Source organism: Pseudoxanthomonas sacheonensis (assembly GCF_031455975.1).
Taxonomy (GTDB): domain Bacteria; phylum Pseudomonadota; class Gammaproteobacteria; order Xanthomonadales; family Xanthomonadaceae; genus Pseudoxanthomonas_A; species Pseudoxanthomonas_A sacheonensis_A.
Window position 1 is genome coordinate 440,528 of record NZ_JAVDTT010000003.1, and the last position, 15,290, is coordinate 455,817.

A 15,290-nucleotide genomic window follows, 5' to 3' on the forward strand; every position below is an offset into this window, starting at 1 on the left:
GGCTTCTGGTCTTGCTTGAAGCTGTGTCCGATTAGTTCTGGACGTTCAGCTCGGTGCGACGGTTCTTCTCGCTCTTGCAAGCCGGGAAGGCCTGGCCCAGGTCTTCCAGCGGACGGCTTTCGCCGTAGCCGTTCGGACCCACCAGACGGCCGGCGTCGACGCCGTTCGTGGTCAAGTAGTCGTACACCGCCTTGGCGCGACGCTCGGACAGGCTCTGGTTGTAGGCGTCCTTACCGCACTGGTCGGTATGGCCGGCCACTTCAACGCGCAGATCCGGGTAACGCTTCAGGATTTCGGTGGCTTCGCTCAGGATCGCCACCGCGTCAGGACGCAGCTTCGACTTGTCGAAGTCGAAGTTCACGCCCTTCAGGTCGATCGCCACGGCCACCGGGCAGCCGTCCGGACCGATGGTCTGGCCAGCCTGCGAACCCGGGCACTTGTCGTTGCAGTTGTTGACGCCGTCGCCGTCGTCATCCAGGTCCGCGCAATTCGGGGCCACTTCCGGAGCAACCGGAACCGGAGCCGACGGCGCCGGGCCGAGCGGGATCACGACACCGACCGAGGCCAGCACATCGCTGAAGAAGCTTTCTTCCTGCTGGTGCGGGTAACCGCCCCAATCCGGGCCACCCTCGGCGGCGAAGCTGCTGTCGTCGAAGTCGGCGCGATAAGCCACTTCGGCACGGATAGCGACGCGCTTGTCGAAGGTGGTCTGCAGGCCGACGCCGAGCTTAGCGGACAGATTGCCGTCTTCGCGCTCGCCCGGGGAATTCGGGCTCGGGACATTATCGAACTCTTCTTCGGAGCGCTGATAGCCCAGGCCAGCCAGAACGTAGGGATTCCAACCGCGGCCTTCGGAGATGAAATGACGACGCAGGTCGATCGACACGCCGTACTGGCTCCAATTCAGATTGTCGCCATCGGGAACGATGCTGCCGTCGAAGTTCGGATTCTGATAATTCAGTTCGCCATCGAGCGACCAGTTCGGGCTGATGAACTTGCCCAGGCCCAGGGTCACGAACGGAACGTTATCGGTGCGGCGATCTTCGTCCTGCAGGTTGAAACCTGCCGAACCCGTCAAATACCAACGGTCATCGAACTCCTGAGCGGAAGCGGCCTGCGCCACGCCCAGACCGGCCAGCAATGCGGCACAGAGAAGTTTCTTGTTCATTTGCAGCTCCTTAAAAAATCAAGATGTAAGAGAAAACCGGAGTACTTTCGTTAAAGGGTCCAGCTTTTGTAAGTGGTTCAGACGGCCATGTCTGCACGCCATCTCGTCCAGATTATGCGTGTCGATGTGAAGGCTGTGTTAACGGTACCATAACAAGTCAGCCGGGCCAATGACCGCACTATCTCATATCTCTAGGCGCTGTACATGTTCATGAACATGTCAATGGGAAGAGCTTCGAGCCTGGAAGGATCGGCTGCCAGGGCAATGATCCGATCGACTTGCCCGGCCGACAGGTGGGCTCGCAGGGCTGCCTCGCACTTGGCCATCAGCATCGGAATGCCTTCGGCCCGACGCTTGCGGTGGCCGATGGGGAAATCAACCGAAATCCGGTCGGTGGAGGTCCCGTCCTTGAAGAGCACCTGCACTGAATTGCCGATGTAGCGCTTGTCGGGATCGAAATAGTCCTGGGTGAACTGCGGGTTCTCCTTGACCTCCATCAGGCCGCGCAGGGCATCGATCCGAGGATCGGCAGCCACACCATCGCGGTAGTCGTCGGCAGTCAGACGGCCGAAGATCAGCGGCACGGCGACCATGTACTGCAGGCAATGGTCGCGGTCGGCGTAGTTCGCCAGCGGACCGGTCTTGTCGATGATGCGGATGCCGGCTTCCTGGGTTTCCAGGAGGATCCTCTCGATCTCGCCGATCCGGTCCTTGACCTGCGGATGCAGGAGCATGGCGCACTCGACGGCGGTCTGGGCGTGGAACTCGGCCGGGAAGCTGATCTTGAACAGCACGTTCTCCATCACATAGCTGCCGAACGGGCGCTCGAACTGGAACGGCTTGCCCTGGAAGGCGATGTCATAGAATCCCCAGGTCCTCACGCTCAGGGCGCTGGGATAGCCGACTTCGCCGTTGACCGCATTCAATGCGTGAATGACCGCGCGACGGCAGGCGTCGCCGGCGGCCCAACTCTTGCGCGGGCCGGTATTGGGGGCATGGCGGTAGGTGCGCAGCACGCCGTTGTCGATCCAGCTGTGCGAAACCGCGTTGACGATCTGTTCTTTGCCGCCGCCCAGCATTTGCGTGGCTAAGGCGGTAGAGGCGAGCCGGACCAGGATCACGTGGTCCAGGCCAACCCGGTTGAACGAGTTCAGCAGCGCATAGCCGCCCTGGATTTCATGGGCCTTGATCGCCGCGGTCAGCACATCGCGCACGGTCAGCGGCTTGCCGCCTTCGCGGTTGGCCTTACGGCTCAGGTAGTCGGCAACCGACAGGATGGCGCCCAAATTGTCGGACGGATGGCCCCATTCGGCGGCCAGCCAGGTGTCGTTGAAATCCAGCCAGCGGATCTGCGTGCCGATGGCGAAAGCGCCCTGTACGGGATCGAGCTCGTGACTGGTGCCGGGAACACGCACACCACCCTGCAGGGTCGCGCCGGGAACCACCGGCCCCAGGTGCTTGACGCAATCCGGGAATTTCATCGCCAACATCGCGCAGGCCAGGGAATCCAGCAGCATGTAGCGCGCGGTGTCGTAGGCCTCCTGCGATTCGATCCGGTAATCGACGACGTAATCGGCGATATCGACCATGGCTTGGTCGGGATCTGGACGGACCGCGGAACGGGTGTCGTGGTGGCTCATGCGAACCTCGGCCAGCGGAAACCTCGCTTATGTTGCCTGACCAGCGCCCCCGTCGCCGTGTTTTGCAACCGAAGCGGCAGCAATTCCGGACCATTGCTGCAACACACCGAGTTGGCGGTGGCCCTTGGTGAAACGCATGCGCGGCCCGATCCTGTGGATATGAAAACCACACGCTTGCCCTCCCTTTTCGTTTCGCACGGTTCGCCGATGATGGCGCTCGAGGACTCCCCGACCGCCCATTTCCTCGACCAGCTGGGCGCCTCGCTGCCGCGGCCGCGCGCCGTGGTGATGGCTTCGGCGCATTTCATGGCGTCTGCGCCCACCGTTACCGCCACGTCCTCGCCGCGAACCATTCATGACTTCGGCGGCTTTCCCAAGCCGCTGTACGAAATCCAGTACCCGGCACACGGCGCGCCCGCCCTGGCCGGGGAAGTGGTGCGACACCTGACCGCAGCCGGCTTCGAACCGGTACTGGACGACCACACCGGCATCGACCATGGCACCTGGGTGCCGCTGCGGCGCATGTATCCGCAGGCCGATATTCCCGTCGTGGCCTTGTCCGTGAACCCCGCACAGACCGCGGCCTGGCATTACCAGCTAGGGCGTGCATTGGCTCCCCTGCGCGACGAAGGCGTGCTGGTGATCGGCTCCGGCGGCTACTCGCATAATCTCCGTGAGCTGGACTGGCAGCACGCTAACTCCCAGATGTATCCGTGGGTGAAAGCCTTTACGGATGCGCTCAGTGCGAAGTTGCTCTCGGGCGACGTGCAAGGCGCGTTGGACTGGCAGTCATTGCCCGAGGCGCGACGCAACCATCCCACTACCGAGCATCTCTATCCTTTGTATGTCGCCCTGGGCGCAGGTGGTGCGGGCGCGCAGGCCACACGCCTGCACCATGCCGTACAGATGGGCGGCATGGCGCTGGATGCGTTCGCCTTCGACCAGGCGGCCTGAAAACTCAGACCTTTAACCCATGTTCCCAGGGCGCGTCGCCGAACCGCGAGATCAGGAAATCGACGAACGCACCCACCCGCGGCGGCACCAGCCGACGTTGCGGCATGACCGCGCTGATCGCGGTGGTGGCAAGGCGACAGTTGGGCAGCACCACGCGCAAGCGGCCGGCGCGCAGATCGTCGGCGATATGCCACAGGGAATGAGTGGCGATGCCTTCGCCCGCCACGGAAGCATCGCGCAGCAGCTCGCCATAATTGCTTTCGAACCGACCCTGCACGCGGATCGCATGTTCTTCGCCCTGCGCGTCGTGCAGGCGCCAGACGTCCTGGCGTCCGCTGCTGCCGAATAGCAGCAGACAGTCATGTTCCATCAGGTCCTTGGGCGAACGCGGATCGCCTCGGCGTTTCAGATAGTCGGGCGACGCGCATAGCACGCGCCGGTTGGGAGCAATGTGGCGAGCCACCAGGCTGGAATCTTCGAGCGCACCGATGCGTATCGCCAGATCGAAGCCTTCGCTGATCAGGTCCACTACCTGATCGCTGAGATGCACGCTGATCCGCAGCTTGGGATGCCGGGCCAGGAAAGCGGGCAGCAACGGCGACACGTACTGGCGGCCGAAGGAAGCGGACAGCGTGACCCGCAGGGTCCCGGCGACCTCGGTGGCGGTTTCGCGCAGACCCGTTCCTAGCGACTCCAGGTCTTCGACCAACACGCGCCCCTGCTGGGCGAGCGCCGCCCCTTCCGGCGTGGGATGCAGGCGGCGCGTGGTCCGATGCAGCAGACGCACACCCAGATCGCGCTCCAGCCGTTTCAGGCGCTGGCTGGCGACCGCCACCGACAGATCCAGGCTATGAGCCGCCGCGGTGATGGAGCCCAAGTCCAGTACGCGCAGGAATAGGGTCAGGTCGCCTACTCGATCCATTATCAACGAATAATTGAGAGTGATTAGCCATATTCGCTGTTTTTTATATTCAGCGAAAGTCCCAAGCTGGCGGCCAGTCGAATCCGAGCACCCTTCTTGAACGCCACCGCCCCCGCGTCCTCCAAACGATTCCCACTTGCGCTGTATGCATTGACCGCCGGCGCCTTCGGTATCGGCACCACCGAGTTCGTGATCATGGGCCTGCTGATGCAGGTCGCCACCGACCTCCAGGTGTCCATCGCCGCCGCCGGCCTGCTGATTTCCGGATACGCACTGGGCGTGTTCGTCGGTGCGCCGCTGCTCACCGCCGCCACCGGCCGCATGCCGCGCAAGGCGGTGCTGGTGGCGCTGATGGTGGTCTTCACCTTGGGCAATCTGGCCTGTGCGCTGGCGCCCAACTACACCGTGCTGATGATCGCGCGCGTGATCACCTCGCTGGCGCACGGCACCTTCTTCGGCGTCGGCGCCGTGGTCGCGACCGGATTGGTCGCCGAAGACAGGAAAGCTTCGGCGATCTCCATCATGTTCACCGGCCTGACCGTGGCCACGTTGCTAGGCGTGCCCGCAGGCGCCTGGTTGGGCCTGCACTACGGCTGGCGTTCGACCTTCTGGGCGGTCACCGCTATCGGCGTGATCGCCACGATCGTCATCGCGACGCTGGTGCCGAAAGATCGCGGCGACGCTCCTCCGATGGCCTTCCGTGAAGAGCTCAAGGCCGTTGCCCGTCCACAGGTGCTGTTGGGTTTGCTGATGACGGTGTTGGGTTTCGGCGGCATGTTCACCGTCTACACCTATATCCAACCGCTGCTCACCGAAGTCGCCGGCTTCGCCGACGCGGCCGTGTCGCCGATCCTGCTGGTTTTCGGCGTGGGCATGATCGTGGGCAACCTGCTGGGCGGAAAATTCGCCGACCGCCGTTTGCTGCCCGCGCTGCTGGGCACGTTGATCGCGCTGACCGCAGTGATGGGCCTGATGAGTTTCGTCCTGCACAGCCAGTGGGCGATGGTGTTGTTCGTCGGTCTGCTGGGCGCGGCGGCGTTCGCCACCGTTTCTCCTTTGCAGTTGTGGGTGCTGCAGAAAGCGACCGGCGCGCAAAGTCTGGCGTCCAGTTTGAACATCGGCGCCTTCAATCTGGGCAACGCATTCGGCGCATGGCTGGGCGGCGTGGTGATCATGCATGGCCCTGGCCTCGTCGCGTTGCCGTGGGTCGCGGCGCTGGTGCCGTTCTCGGCGTTCCTCGTTGCGCTGTGGGCGATTGCGTTGGAGCGCAGGCACAACCGCTTCGCATTGGTCGAACAGACCCAGTGCTCCTGAACATCTCCTCCCTTCAATACGGAAACAATCCCATGGAAACCCGCTATCTAGGCAACTCCGGATTCAAGGTGCCCGTCCTGGGCTTCGGCGCGGGCACGTTCGGCGGCAAAGGACCGCTGTTCAGTGCCTGGGGCAACACCGACGACGCGCAAGCCACGCGACTGATCGACATCAGCCTGGAGGCCGGCCTCAACTTCTTCGATACCGCCGACGTGTATTCCGATGGCGCCTCCGAGTCGATCCTGGGCGCGGCCATCAAGGGCCGGCGCGACCAGGTGATCCTTTCGACGAAAACGGGACTGCGGGCGGGCGACGGACCGAACGACGCCGGCGCTTCGCGCTTCCATCTGCTGCAAGCCGTGGACAAGGCCTTGCGGCGCCTGGGCACCGACTACATCGATCTGCTGCAATTGCACGCCTTCGATGCGATGACGCCGGTCGAGGAAACCCTGTCGACGCTCGACGGTCTGGTGCGCGCCGGCAAGGTGCGTTATCTGGGCGTTTCCAACTTCTCCGGCTGGCACCTGATGAAGTCGCAGGCCGTGGCCGATCAGCGCGGTTATTCGCGCTACGTGGCCAACCAGACTTATTACTCTTTGATCGGCCGCGATTACGAATGGGAACTGATGCCGCTGGGCCAGGACCAGGGCGTGGGCGCGGTGGTGTGGAGCCCGCTGGGCTGGGGCCGCCTGACCGGCAAGATCCGCCGCGGCCAACCGTTGCCGGAAAACAGCCGTCTGCACGACACCGTGGATTTCGCGCCACCCGTCGACGACGAACGCCTGTACCGCGTCATCGATGCGATGGATGAAGTCGCCAAGGAAACCGGCAAGACCATTCCGCAGATCGCATTGAACTGGCTGCTGCAACGGCCCACGGTTTCCACCGTACTGATCGGCGCGCGCAACGAGGAGCAGTTGCGCCAGAACCTGGGTGCGGTGGGCTGGAATCTTTCGTCGGAACAAGTAGCGAAGTTGGACGCGGCCAGCGCGGTCACCCCGCCCTATCCTTACTACCCGTACTGGCGTGGCCAGTTCTCCGAACGCAACCCGACCCCGGTCTGAAACCCCACGCCGAACCTGGAGACCCCCACATGAAAGCCATCGCATTGACCCGCTACCTGCCGATCAGCGATCCGGAATCGCTGCAGGACGTCGAACTGCCGGAACCGATCGCCAGCGGCCATGACGTGCTGGTTCGCGTCGAAGCGGTTTCGGTCAATCCCGTCGACACCAAGATCCGTTCGCCCAAGCCGCAGGTGGAAGCGCAGCCGAAGGTGCTGGGCTATGACGCCGCGGGCGTCGTCGAAGCCGTGGGCGAAAACGTCACTCTGTTCAAACCCGGCGACGAGGTCTACTACGCCGGCGACGTCACCCGCAGCGGCAGCAATGCGCAGTTCCAACTGGTGGACGAGCGCTTGATCGGCCGCAAGCCGGCGACGCTGGATTTCGCCCAAGCGGCCGCCCTGCCGCTGACCGCCATCACCGCCTGGGAATTGTTGTTCGAGCGCATGCCCTTCTCGATCGATACCGCCCCCATCGATATGGAAGGCAACACGCGTTCACTGCTGATCATCGCCGGCGCTGGCGGTGTCGGTTCCATCGCCATCCAGCTGGCCCGGCATGCCGGCTTCACCGTGATCGCCACTGCCTCGCGCAAGGAAACCATCGACTGGTGCGAGTCGCTAGGCGCTCATCACGTCATCGACCACCGGCAACCGCTTGCGCCGCAACTCGCGGCGTTGGGATACGCGCAGGTCGATGTGGTGCTCAACCTGGCCGATACCGACCGCTATTGGGAGACCGTCGGCGAAATCATCGCCCCGCAGGGCCACGTGGGCCTAATCGTGGAGCCTAGCGGCTTGTTGAAGATCGGCGATCCCTACAAGGCCAAATGCATCGGCATCCATTGGGAAATGATGTTCGCCCGCGCGCGCTTCAAGACACCGGACATGATCGAACAACATCGCCTGCTCAACCGCGTGGCGAGCCTGATCGACGCAGGCGAACTGCGGACCACGCACACCGAAACCATCGGCGCCATCAACGCCGCCAATCTGCGCAAAACGCACCGCCGACTGGAATCCGGAACCACCATCGGCAAGCTGGTGCTGGCGGGCTGGTAGGCGCATGGGATTCCTTCCTTTCGACAACCGAGGATACGGTGGATGAGCTTGTCCGCATGGTCGCTGTTCTGCGCTTTATCGCTGATCACCGCGTTCAGCCCCGGCCCCGCCGTTCTATTGGCGGTATCCAATGCAGCGACGCTGGGCATGCGTCGGGCGCTGGTCAGTTCGGCCGGCAATGCGGCCGGAGTCGTTCTGGTGTCGGCGACCGCGATGCTGGGTCTGGGCGCGCTGTTGAAGACGTCCGCATGGCTGTTCGGCGCGCTCAAGCTGGCGGGTGCGGTCTACCTGATCTATCTGGGTATTCGGCAATGGCGCAACCGGACCAGCGTCTTCGACGCGGCATCGCATGCAGTGGGAGCGAGGGCGCAGCCGATCGCACGGCTGTTCCTGCAAGGGTTGCTGGTGGCAACGACCAATCCCAAGAGCATCCTGTTCTTCACCGCGCTGCTTCCGCAGTTCATGAGCAGCGAAGTACCAGTGATGCGTCAGTTCCTGGTGCTGACCTTGACCTTCGCGGCCTGCACGGTGATCTCGCATCTCTGCTATGTCGGGTTGGTACGTGGCATGGGCCGCTGGTTCGCCAGCAGCGCCCGTGCGCGGTTGTTCAATCGCCTGTCCGGAGCGATGTTCGTGGTCCTCGGCGTCGGTTTGCTGCGCCTGCGCAACAATCACGCGGCCTGAGTAGCGCCGAAAACACCGACATGCGGAAGAAGGCAGCGCCGACTGGAACTGAGCGTCGCAGGCATGCGCTGCGTGCGGCCGATAGAATCGTTTTCCGCACCGGATAGCACGCATGGCTCTTCCTCCCCTGTTCGTACGCCGTTTCGCTCAACTCCTCCTAGGCCTCTTCCTCTATGGAATCGGCATCAGCCTGATGGTGCGCGCCAGCGTGGGCATCGCGCCGTGGGACGTGTTGACCCAGGGTCTATCCGAACAGACAGGCTGGTCGTTCGGCGCGCTGACCAACGTGATCGGCCTGGTGGTGCTTCTGCTGTGGATCCCGATTCGCCAGAAACCCGGGCTGGGCACCGTGCTCAACGTGCTGCTGATCGGACCCAGTGCGCAGTTGGGACTCTGGCTGTTCCCCGAGTTCCAGGGACTCTGGCAACAGGTGCCGGCCTTCGTCGCTGGATTGTTGGTTCTAGCGCTGGCCACTGGCATGTATATCGGCGCGAATTTCGGTCCCGGCCCGCGCGACGGCCTGATGACCGGCCTGCACCGGCGCACCGGCTGGCCGATCGGTCGGGTGCGCACGTTGATTGAAGCGTCCGTCCTGCTCGCAGGCTGGGCGATGGGCGGCGATGCGGGTTGGGGAACGCTGGTATTCGCCCTCTCCATCGGCCCGCTGTGCGCGGTCACGATGCGCTGGTTCGCGGCCAAACCGCGCGCGCTGGCCGGCGATGTCGTCGCCGAAGCCGCACCGCAGGAAAGCTGAGCACGCACGCCAGCCTTGCCGGAGGCGGGGATAACCGGCATCGTGCATGCTTCCGTACGCACACGTATCCGCTGCATGACGCCTTCGCCCAGCCCGCTGCCGTCCACGACGGAAGCCGCCAACCCGCATTACCCGCACCTGTTCGCGCCGCTGGACCTGGGTTTCACCCGGATCCGCAACCGGGTACTGATGGGTTCCATCCATACCGGGCTGGAGGACCGCGCCAGCGATTTCCCCAAACTGGCCGCCTACTTCGCCGAACGCGCCCGGGGCGGGGTGGGTCTGATGGTGACCGGCGGTTTCTCGCCGAACCTGGTCGGTTGGCTCAAGCCCTTCGGCGGAAAGTTGTCCTGGCCGTGGGAAGTGCGTCCGCACAAGTTCGTCACCCAAGCCGTGCACGACAACGGCAGCAAGATCTGCCTGCAGCTGCTGCACGCCGGGCGTTACGCCTACCACCCCTTTTCGGTCGCGCCGTCCAAGCTCAAGGCGCCGATCAATCCGTTCACTCCGCGCCAGCTTTCCGCGCGTGGCGTGGAGCGGCAGATCACCGCCTATGCTGACGCCGCGCGCCGCGCGCGCGAAGCCGGTTACGACGGGGTAGAGGTGATGGGCTCGGAAGGCTATTTCATCAACGAGTTCACCGCCCCGCGCACCAACAAACGCACCGACGCTTGGGGCGGCACGCCGGAGAAGCGCATGCGCTTCGCGGTGGAGATCGTGCGCCGCGTGCGCGAGGCCTGCGGTCCGGACTTCATCATCATCTACCGGCTTTCGTTGTTGGACCTGGTGGAAGACGGCAACCAGTGGGAAGAGATCGTGGCGCAGGCCAAGGCCATCGAAGCGGCGGGCGCGACGATCATCAATTCCGGCATCGGTTGGCATGAAGCGCGCATTCCCACTATCGTCACTTCCGTGCCGCGCGCGGCCTTCGTCAACGTCACCGCGAAATTGCGCCCGCACGTGGCGTTGCCGCTGATCGCGACCAACCGCATCAATATGCCGGAGGTCGCCGAACGCATCCTCGCCGACGGCATCGCCGACATGGTGTCGCTGGCGCGGCCGCTGTTGGCCGATCCGGACTGGGCCAACAAGTCGCGCGCCGGCAAACCGAATTCCATCAACACCTGCATCGCCTGCAATCAGGCTTGTTTGGATCACGTGTTCGAAAACAAGCACGCCAGCTGCCTGTTGAACCCGCGCGCCTGCGCCGAGACGGAGTTGAACTACCACAAGACCTTCGCGCCGAAACGCGTGGCGGTAGTCGGAGCCGGGCCTGCCGGCCTGGCGTGCGCGACGGTCGCCGCCGAGCGCGGCCATCGCGTGACCCTGTTCGACGCCTCCGGTGAGATAGGCGGGCAGTTCAACTACGCGAAAAAAATTCCCGGCAAGGAGGAATTCCACGAAACCCTCCGCTACTTCACCCACAAGCTGGAGGAAACCGGCGTGGAAGTGAAATTGGGCGTGCTTGCGACCGCGCAGGATCTTTCTGGTTTCGATGAAGTGGTGCTGGCCACCGGCATCCTTCCGCGTCAGGTGGAATTTCCCGGTTCCGATCACGCCAAGGTGATCAGCTATCTGGATGTCCTCAGCGGCCGGGTCAAGGTCGGCGGACGTGCGGCGATCATCGGCGCTGGCGGTATCGGTTTCGACGTGGCCGAGTACCTGGTGCACGAAAGCCCGCATTCCGACCAAGGCTCACCCACTCTGGACCCGGCACGCTGGATGGCCGAATGGGGGGTGGACCCGACCTTCGAAGCGCGCGGCAGCCTGGTGCCGCCTAGACCGGAGCCCCCCTCGCGCGAGGTCTGGCTGCTGCAGCGCTCGCCCGGCAAGCCCGGAGCCCGTCTGGGCAAGACCAGCGGCTGGGTGCACCGGGCCACTCTGAAGGCCAAGAAAGTGCAGATGCTGGGCGGGGTGGAATACCTGGGGGTGGACGACGCCGGCCTGAAAGTCCGGATCGACGGCGTCGAACAGGCCTTGCCGGTGGACCACGTCGTCATCTGCGCCGGCCAGGAGCCCCGCCGCGAGCTGCAGGTCGAGCTGGAAGCGGCTGGCATTTCTCCCCACCTGATCGGCGGCGCCGACGTAGCGGCGGAGCTGGACGCCAAGCGCGCGATCGACCAGGGAAGTCGACTGGCAGCCGCCCTGTAGGGCGGGCACTGCCCGCCGCTTTTTGCTGGCATTTGGAGGCGGCGGGCAATGCCCGCCCTACGTGCTTGCGGTCGAAGCTGACCCGGGTCCAGAGTAAAGACTCCATTTCCAATCAAGCACTTAGCCTGATTGTCAAGCTCACGGGTTCAGGCCAGGTTAGGTCTTCGGCCCTTACCTTGCGCCAACTTTTTCGGCCCGCCCCCGTTTCAACTGGCGAGCCATCCCGGCCCTGATCCACCTTTCTGGCCGGTCCTGGGCAGCTTGTCGCAGCAGCTGCCTCCCCATGACGCCCTGACGCCGTGTCTATCCAAACGCACCTTCCCCAAAGGAGGCGCGTGGACGCTGCCAAGACGGAGCAAGGAGTTCGATTAGTGAAACTGGCCTGGATCCTCTGGCTGTCGCACATGTTGCCGCAGCCTGCCGCAGACTCGCTCTGCCTCAGCACCACCGTCTACCTGGAAGCCCGCGACCAGACCCTCCGCGGCCAGCAGGCCGTGGCCGAGGTCGCCCTGCGCCGCCTCGACAGCGGCCTGTGGGGCGACTCGATGTGCGAGGTGGTCACCGCCCGCAAGCAGTTCGCCCCCACCCTGGTCGCCCCCGGCACTCGCTTGCAGAATTCGGATGCGTGGGCCGCCTCGATCAACGTGGCCCTGGGCGCCGAACGCAACTGGGCGCTGCCGCCCGGTCAGCGCAAGGAAATCGTCCCCGGCGCCAGCCACTTCATGGCGCACAACATCGCCAGTCCCAGTTGGCGCAACGCCTATCAGGTAGCGACCATCGGCGACCACACTTTCCTGCGCGTGCAGAAGCTCAAGCCGCGCTCGTAACGAAGTCTCCGACGAAGCATTGACGCTCGTCATCGACAACGTCGAAACGGACTGGGAAACTCCCGGTCCGTTTTCACTTGGAGACACGCATGAAGCTTTACACCAAACCGGGCGCGTGTTCGCTCGCCGACCACATCACATTACGTTGGATCGGCAAGCCGTTCGACCTGCAGGTAATGGACGGCGTGGGAATGAAAACGGCGGAATACCTGAAGCTCAATCCAGCCGGCGCCGTGCCTGTGCTCGAGGTCGATGGATGGGCATTGACGCAGAACGCGGCGATCCTGAATTTCCTCGCCGACAGTTTTCCGGAATCGGGACTCGGCGGCGACGGCACCTTGCGGAGCCGCGCGGAAATCAATCGCTGGCTCGCCTTCCTCAATGCCGATGTGCACCCCTCTTTCCACCCCATATTCGGATCGACGCGCTACCTGGGCGATGAGTCGCTCATCGAACTGAGCAAGAACAACGCACGGCAGAAACTGCGTGGCTTGTTCGAACGTCTGGATGCGCAGCTGCAGGGCAAGGACTGGCTTACCGGCACGCGCTCCATCGCCGATCCCTATTTGTTCGTGACACTGCGCTGGGCCAGGAGCACGCAGGTGGACCTGTCAGGCCTGGATAATCTGGAACGCTTCTTCGTCCGCATGCGCAGCGATGACGGCGTGGCCGCGGCGATGCAGGCCGAAGGCTTGTAGTGCTGCGTCGAGACGCGGTGACGTACCGCGTCTTCGATCAGGCCTGGACTTCGGCGCGCGTGCGCGTCAGCCACTCGGTGGCGAAGGTATGGTCCTTGGCTTTGGTGAGCGCGGTGGCGATCTCCGGAAGCAGCGCAAGCAAAGCGTCCACGTCGGCGCATTTCTCCACCTTGAGCTGCAGGAAATATCCCTTCAGGCCCAAGTGCCTCCGCACGGTGTCGGTCACGATTTCGTACAGCCGCCGATAGCGACCGAAGTCGGCCGGTAGCTGGACCTCGCCAGGCAAGGGGCCTGCGGCCGCAGCCAGTTCGGCTAGCGTCGCCGATGTCGGGGTCGGGGTCGGCGCAACGGGAGGCGCGGGAGAGGCAGGCGGCGCGGCGGGCGCTGGAGGTACGGCCGGATCATTGCGCTTGACCAGCCCCATGACCAGCAACTGTTCCAATGCATCCTCGGGCGCACGCAATCCGGTCATCAGGTCGCGCAGCTGTGCCTGGTCGCGCTGTCCATCGACCATCAACAACAGCGAACGCAGCGACGCGGGCAACTTGCGGCCGCGATCCTGGATTTCCTGCTTGCCCGCATCGGTCTTGTAATACAACTCGCCCACTCTTATTCCCCCAGACCGGCGTTGCGCACGGTCGTCCCATTACGGATATTTCCCCAAGTATAGGGTTGCAGAGAAGGTGCTGACGGTCCGTTATGGAAGTCACAGAAAGGCCACGGCCACACGCCGTGCGGTCGGAGTCCCCTTCCCCGTCTAGAGTCCCACCCGCGGTCGATATGGCGTTGGTCGGAGCGGGACCGGGCCTACGACTCCCGGCAGGAATCAGAACGCGTCGCCCGGCACCCGTACCGCGCCTTCCATCAGCACCCGTGCGCTGCGGCTCATGACCGCTTTGGTGACCGTCCATTGTCCATCGACCTGCTCCGCTTCCGCACCCACCCGCAGGGTTCCGGACGGATGGCCGAACGTGATTACCTCGCGAGTGCCGCCGCCGGCCGCCGCGTTGACCAGCGTCCCCGGCACCGCGGCGGCGGCGGCGATCGCCACCGAAGCCGTGCCCATCATCGCGTGGTGCAACTTTCCCATGGACATCGCACGGGCCAGCAGGTCGATGTCGGCCGCAGGCACGAGCTTGCCGCTGGAGGAGACGTAGTCCTTCGGCGATGCGACGAACGCTACCTTCGGCGTCAGCGGACGTCCCGCGGCCTGGGCCACGTCGCCGATCAATCCCATGCGCACGGCACCGTGGGCGCGGATCGCCTCCAGTTTGGCCAAGGCGGCCTTGTCTTCGTTGATCGCACCCTGCAGTTCGGTGCCGTCATAGCCCAACTCGGCGGCGTCGACGAAAATGGTCGGCACGCCTGCGTTGATCATGGTGGCTTTGAACGTCCCTACTCCGGGCACCTCGAGAGAGTCCATCAGGTTGCCTGTAGGGAACATCGCGCCGCCACCCTCGCCCTCGCCTTCATCGGCGGGATCCAGGAACTCCAGTCGCACTTCGGCGGCCGGGAAGGTCACGCCGTCGAGCTCGAAGTCTCCGGTTTCCTGCACCTCGCCATTGCTGATCGGCACGTGCGCGACGATGGTCTTGTCGATGTTCGCCTGCCAGATGCGCACCGTGCAGAGGCCGTCGCGCGGGACGCGTGCCGGGTCGAGCAGGCCGTTGGTGATCGCGAACGGGCCGACTGCCGAAGACAGATTGCCGCAGTTGCCGCTCCAGTCGATGAAGCTGTCGTTGATCGGAACCTGTCCGTACAGATAATCGACGTCGTGGCCTGGCTGCTTGCTCTTAGAGAGGATGACGATCTTGCTGGTGCTGGACGTCGCCCCGCCCATGCCGTCGGTGTGCTTGCCGTACGGATCCGGCGAGCCGATCACTCGCAACAGCAACGCGTCGCGCGCCTTGCCCGGCACCTGCGCCGCGGGCGGAAGATCTTCAAGGCGGAAGAACACGCCTTTGCTAGTGCCGCCGCGCAGGTAGGTGGCGGGGATGCGGATTTGCGGAACCTGAGACATGTGAGCGACCTAGTTGGAGTAATTTCATTTGAA

The 15,290-nt window shown here is 64.1% G+C and carries 14 protein-coding genes; 9 read left to right on the forward strand and 5 right to left on the reverse strand.

Going from position 1 to position 15,290, the window contains the following annotated elements; genetic code table 11:
• Positions 1-31: 31 nt before the first annotated feature.
• Together J2W94_RS14305 and J2W94_RS14310 are read right to left on the reverse strand one after the other, a co-directional pair.
• The gene (locus J2W94_RS14305; RefSeq protein ID WP_310094734.1) at positions 32-1,168 is read right to left on the reverse strand and encodes an OmpA family protein; all 1,137 of its coding nucleotides are present in this window, start codon (positions 1,166-1,168) and stop codon (positions 32-34) included.
• Positions 1,169-1,359: 191 nt separating this feature from the next.
• Entirely contained in the window at positions 1,360-2,808 is a 1,449-nt protein-coding gene (locus J2W94_RS14310) for a bifunctional 2-methylcitrate dehydratase/aconitate hydratase (protein ID WP_310094735.1), read from the reverse strand.
• Positions 2,809-2,967: 159 nt separating this feature from the next.
• Here J2W94_RS14310 and ygiD point away from each other — a divergent pair, with 159 nt between their 5' ends.
• Positions 2,968-3,762: a 4,5-DOPA dioxygenase extradiol gene (gene ygiD, locus J2W94_RS14315; RefSeq protein WP_310094737.1), complete on the forward strand. Its 795-nt coding sequence runs from the start codon at positions 2,968-2,970 to the stop codon at positions 3,760-3,762.
• A gap of 4 nt (positions 3,763-3,766) precedes the next feature.
• On the opposite strand, the gene J2W94_RS14320 is transcribed toward ygiD, so the two are convergent.
• A complete protein-coding gene (locus J2W94_RS14320; RefSeq protein WP_310094740.1) occupies positions 3,767-4,684 on the reverse strand; it encodes a LysR family transcriptional regulator in 918 nt (305 codons plus the stop codon).
• 96 nt (positions 4,685-4,780) lie between these two features.
• On the opposite strand from J2W94_RS14320, the gene J2W94_RS14325 reads away from it, so the two are divergent.
• The 8 genes from J2W94_RS14325 to J2W94_RS14360 all read left to right on the forward strand — a co-directional run bounded on the left by J2W94_RS14325 (position 4,781) and on the right by J2W94_RS14360 (position 13,237).
• A complete protein-coding gene (locus J2W94_RS14325; RefSeq protein ID WP_310094742.1) occupies positions 4,781-5,998 on the forward strand; it encodes an MFS transporter in 1,218 nt (405 codons plus the stop codon).
• A gap of 32 nt (positions 5,999-6,030) precedes the next feature.
• A complete protein-coding gene (locus J2W94_RS14330; protein ID WP_310094744.1) occupies positions 6,031-7,062 on the forward strand; it encodes an aldo/keto reductase in 1,032 nt (343 codons plus the stop codon).
• 29 nt (positions 7,063-7,091) lie between these two features.
• The gene (locus J2W94_RS14335) at positions 7,092-8,123 is read left to right on the forward strand and encodes a zinc-binding alcohol dehydrogenase family protein (protein WP_310094746.1); all 1,032 of its coding nucleotides are present in this window, start codon (positions 7,092-7,094) and stop codon (positions 8,121-8,123) included.
• Positions 8,124-8,165: 42 nt separating this feature from the next.
• Positions 8,166-8,807: a LysE family translocator gene (locus J2W94_RS14340; protein ID WP_310094749.1), complete on the forward strand. Its 642-nt coding sequence runs from the start codon at positions 8,166-8,168 to the stop codon at positions 8,805-8,807.
• Positions 8,808-8,919: 112 nt separating this feature from the next.
• Positions 8,920-9,561, forward strand: a complete 642-nt coding sequence (locus tag J2W94_RS14345) for a YczE/YyaS/YitT family protein (protein ID WP_310094753.1) — start codon at positions 8,920-8,922, stop codon at positions 9,559-9,561.
• Between the two features lie 75 nt (positions 9,562-9,636).
• Complete coding sequence (locus J2W94_RS14350) at positions 9,637-11,712, forward strand: NADPH-dependent 2,4-dienoyl-CoA reductase (RefSeq protein WP_310094755.1); 2,076 nt, start codon at positions 9,637-9,639, stop codon at positions 11,710-11,712.
• 371 nt (positions 11,713-12,083) lie between these two features.
• A complete protein-coding gene (locus J2W94_RS14355; protein ID WP_310094757.1) occupies positions 12,084-12,539 on the forward strand; it encodes a cell wall hydrolase in 456 nt (151 codons plus the stop codon).
• A gap of 89 nt (positions 12,540-12,628) precedes the next feature.
• Positions 12,629-13,237 (forward strand): glutathione binding-like protein, encoded by a 609-nt coding sequence (locus J2W94_RS14360; RefSeq protein WP_310094760.1) that lies wholly within the window; start codon positions 12,629-12,631, stop codon positions 13,235-13,237.
• A gap of 37 nt (positions 13,238-13,274) precedes the next feature.
• Here J2W94_RS14360 and J2W94_RS14365 read toward each other — a convergent pair whose 3' ends face one another.
• Positions 13,275-13,844 carry a hypothetical protein gene (locus J2W94_RS14365; RefSeq protein WP_310094763.1) on the reverse strand — a complete coding sequence of 190 codons (570 nt, stop codon included), beginning with the start codon at positions 13,842-13,844 and terminating at the stop codon, positions 13,275-13,277.
• 219 nt (positions 13,845-14,063) lie between these two features.
• On the reverse strand, positions 14,064-15,257 hold the full coding sequence (prpF, locus tag J2W94_RS14370; protein WP_310094765.1) for a 2-methylaconitate cis-trans isomerase PrpF: 1,194 nt from the start codon (positions 15,255-15,257) through the stop codon (positions 14,064-14,066).
• Positions 15,258-15,290: the final 33 nt, after the last annotated feature.

Coding starts and splice junctions, on each gene's coding strand:
- J2W94_RS14305 (WP_310094734.1), bottom strand. CDS start 1,168: ATGAACAAGAAACTTCTCTGTGCCGCATTGCTGGCCGGTCTGGGCGTG.
- J2W94_RS14310 (WP_310094735.1), bottom strand. CDS start 2,808: ATGAGCCACCACGACACCCGTTCCGCGGTCCGTCCAGATCCCGACCAA.
- ygiD (WP_310094737.1), top strand. CDS start 2,968: ATGAAAACCACACGCTTGCCCTCCCTTTTCGTTTCGCACGGTTCGCCG.
- J2W94_RS14320 (WP_310094740.1), bottom strand. CDS start 4,684: ATGGATCGAGTAGGCGACCTGACCCTATTCCTGCGCGTACTGGACTTG.
- J2W94_RS14330 (WP_310094744.1), top strand. CDS start 6,031: ATGGAAACCCGCTATCTAGGCAACTCCGGATTCAAGGTGCCCGTCCTG.
- J2W94_RS14335 (WP_310094746.1), top strand. CDS start 7,092: ATGAAAGCCATCGCATTGACCCGCTACCTGCCGATCAGCGATCCGGAA.
- J2W94_RS14340 (WP_310094749.1), top strand. CDS start 8,166: ATGAGCTTGTCCGCATGGTCGCTGTTCTGCGCTTTATCGCTGATCACC.
- J2W94_RS14345 (WP_310094753.1), top strand. CDS start 8,920: ATGGCTCTTCCTCCCCTGTTCGTACGCCGTTTCGCTCAACTCCTCCTA.
- J2W94_RS14350 (WP_310094755.1), top strand. CDS start 9,637: ATGACGCCTTCGCCCAGCCCGCTGCCGTCCACGACGGAAGCCGCCAAC.
- J2W94_RS14360 (WP_310094760.1), top strand. CDS start 12,629: ATGAAGCTTTACACCAAACCGGGCGCGTGTTCGCTCGCCGACCACATC.
- prpF (WP_310094765.1), bottom strand. CDS start 15,257: ATGTCTCAGGTTCCGCAAATCCGCATCCCCGCCACCTACCTGCGCGGC.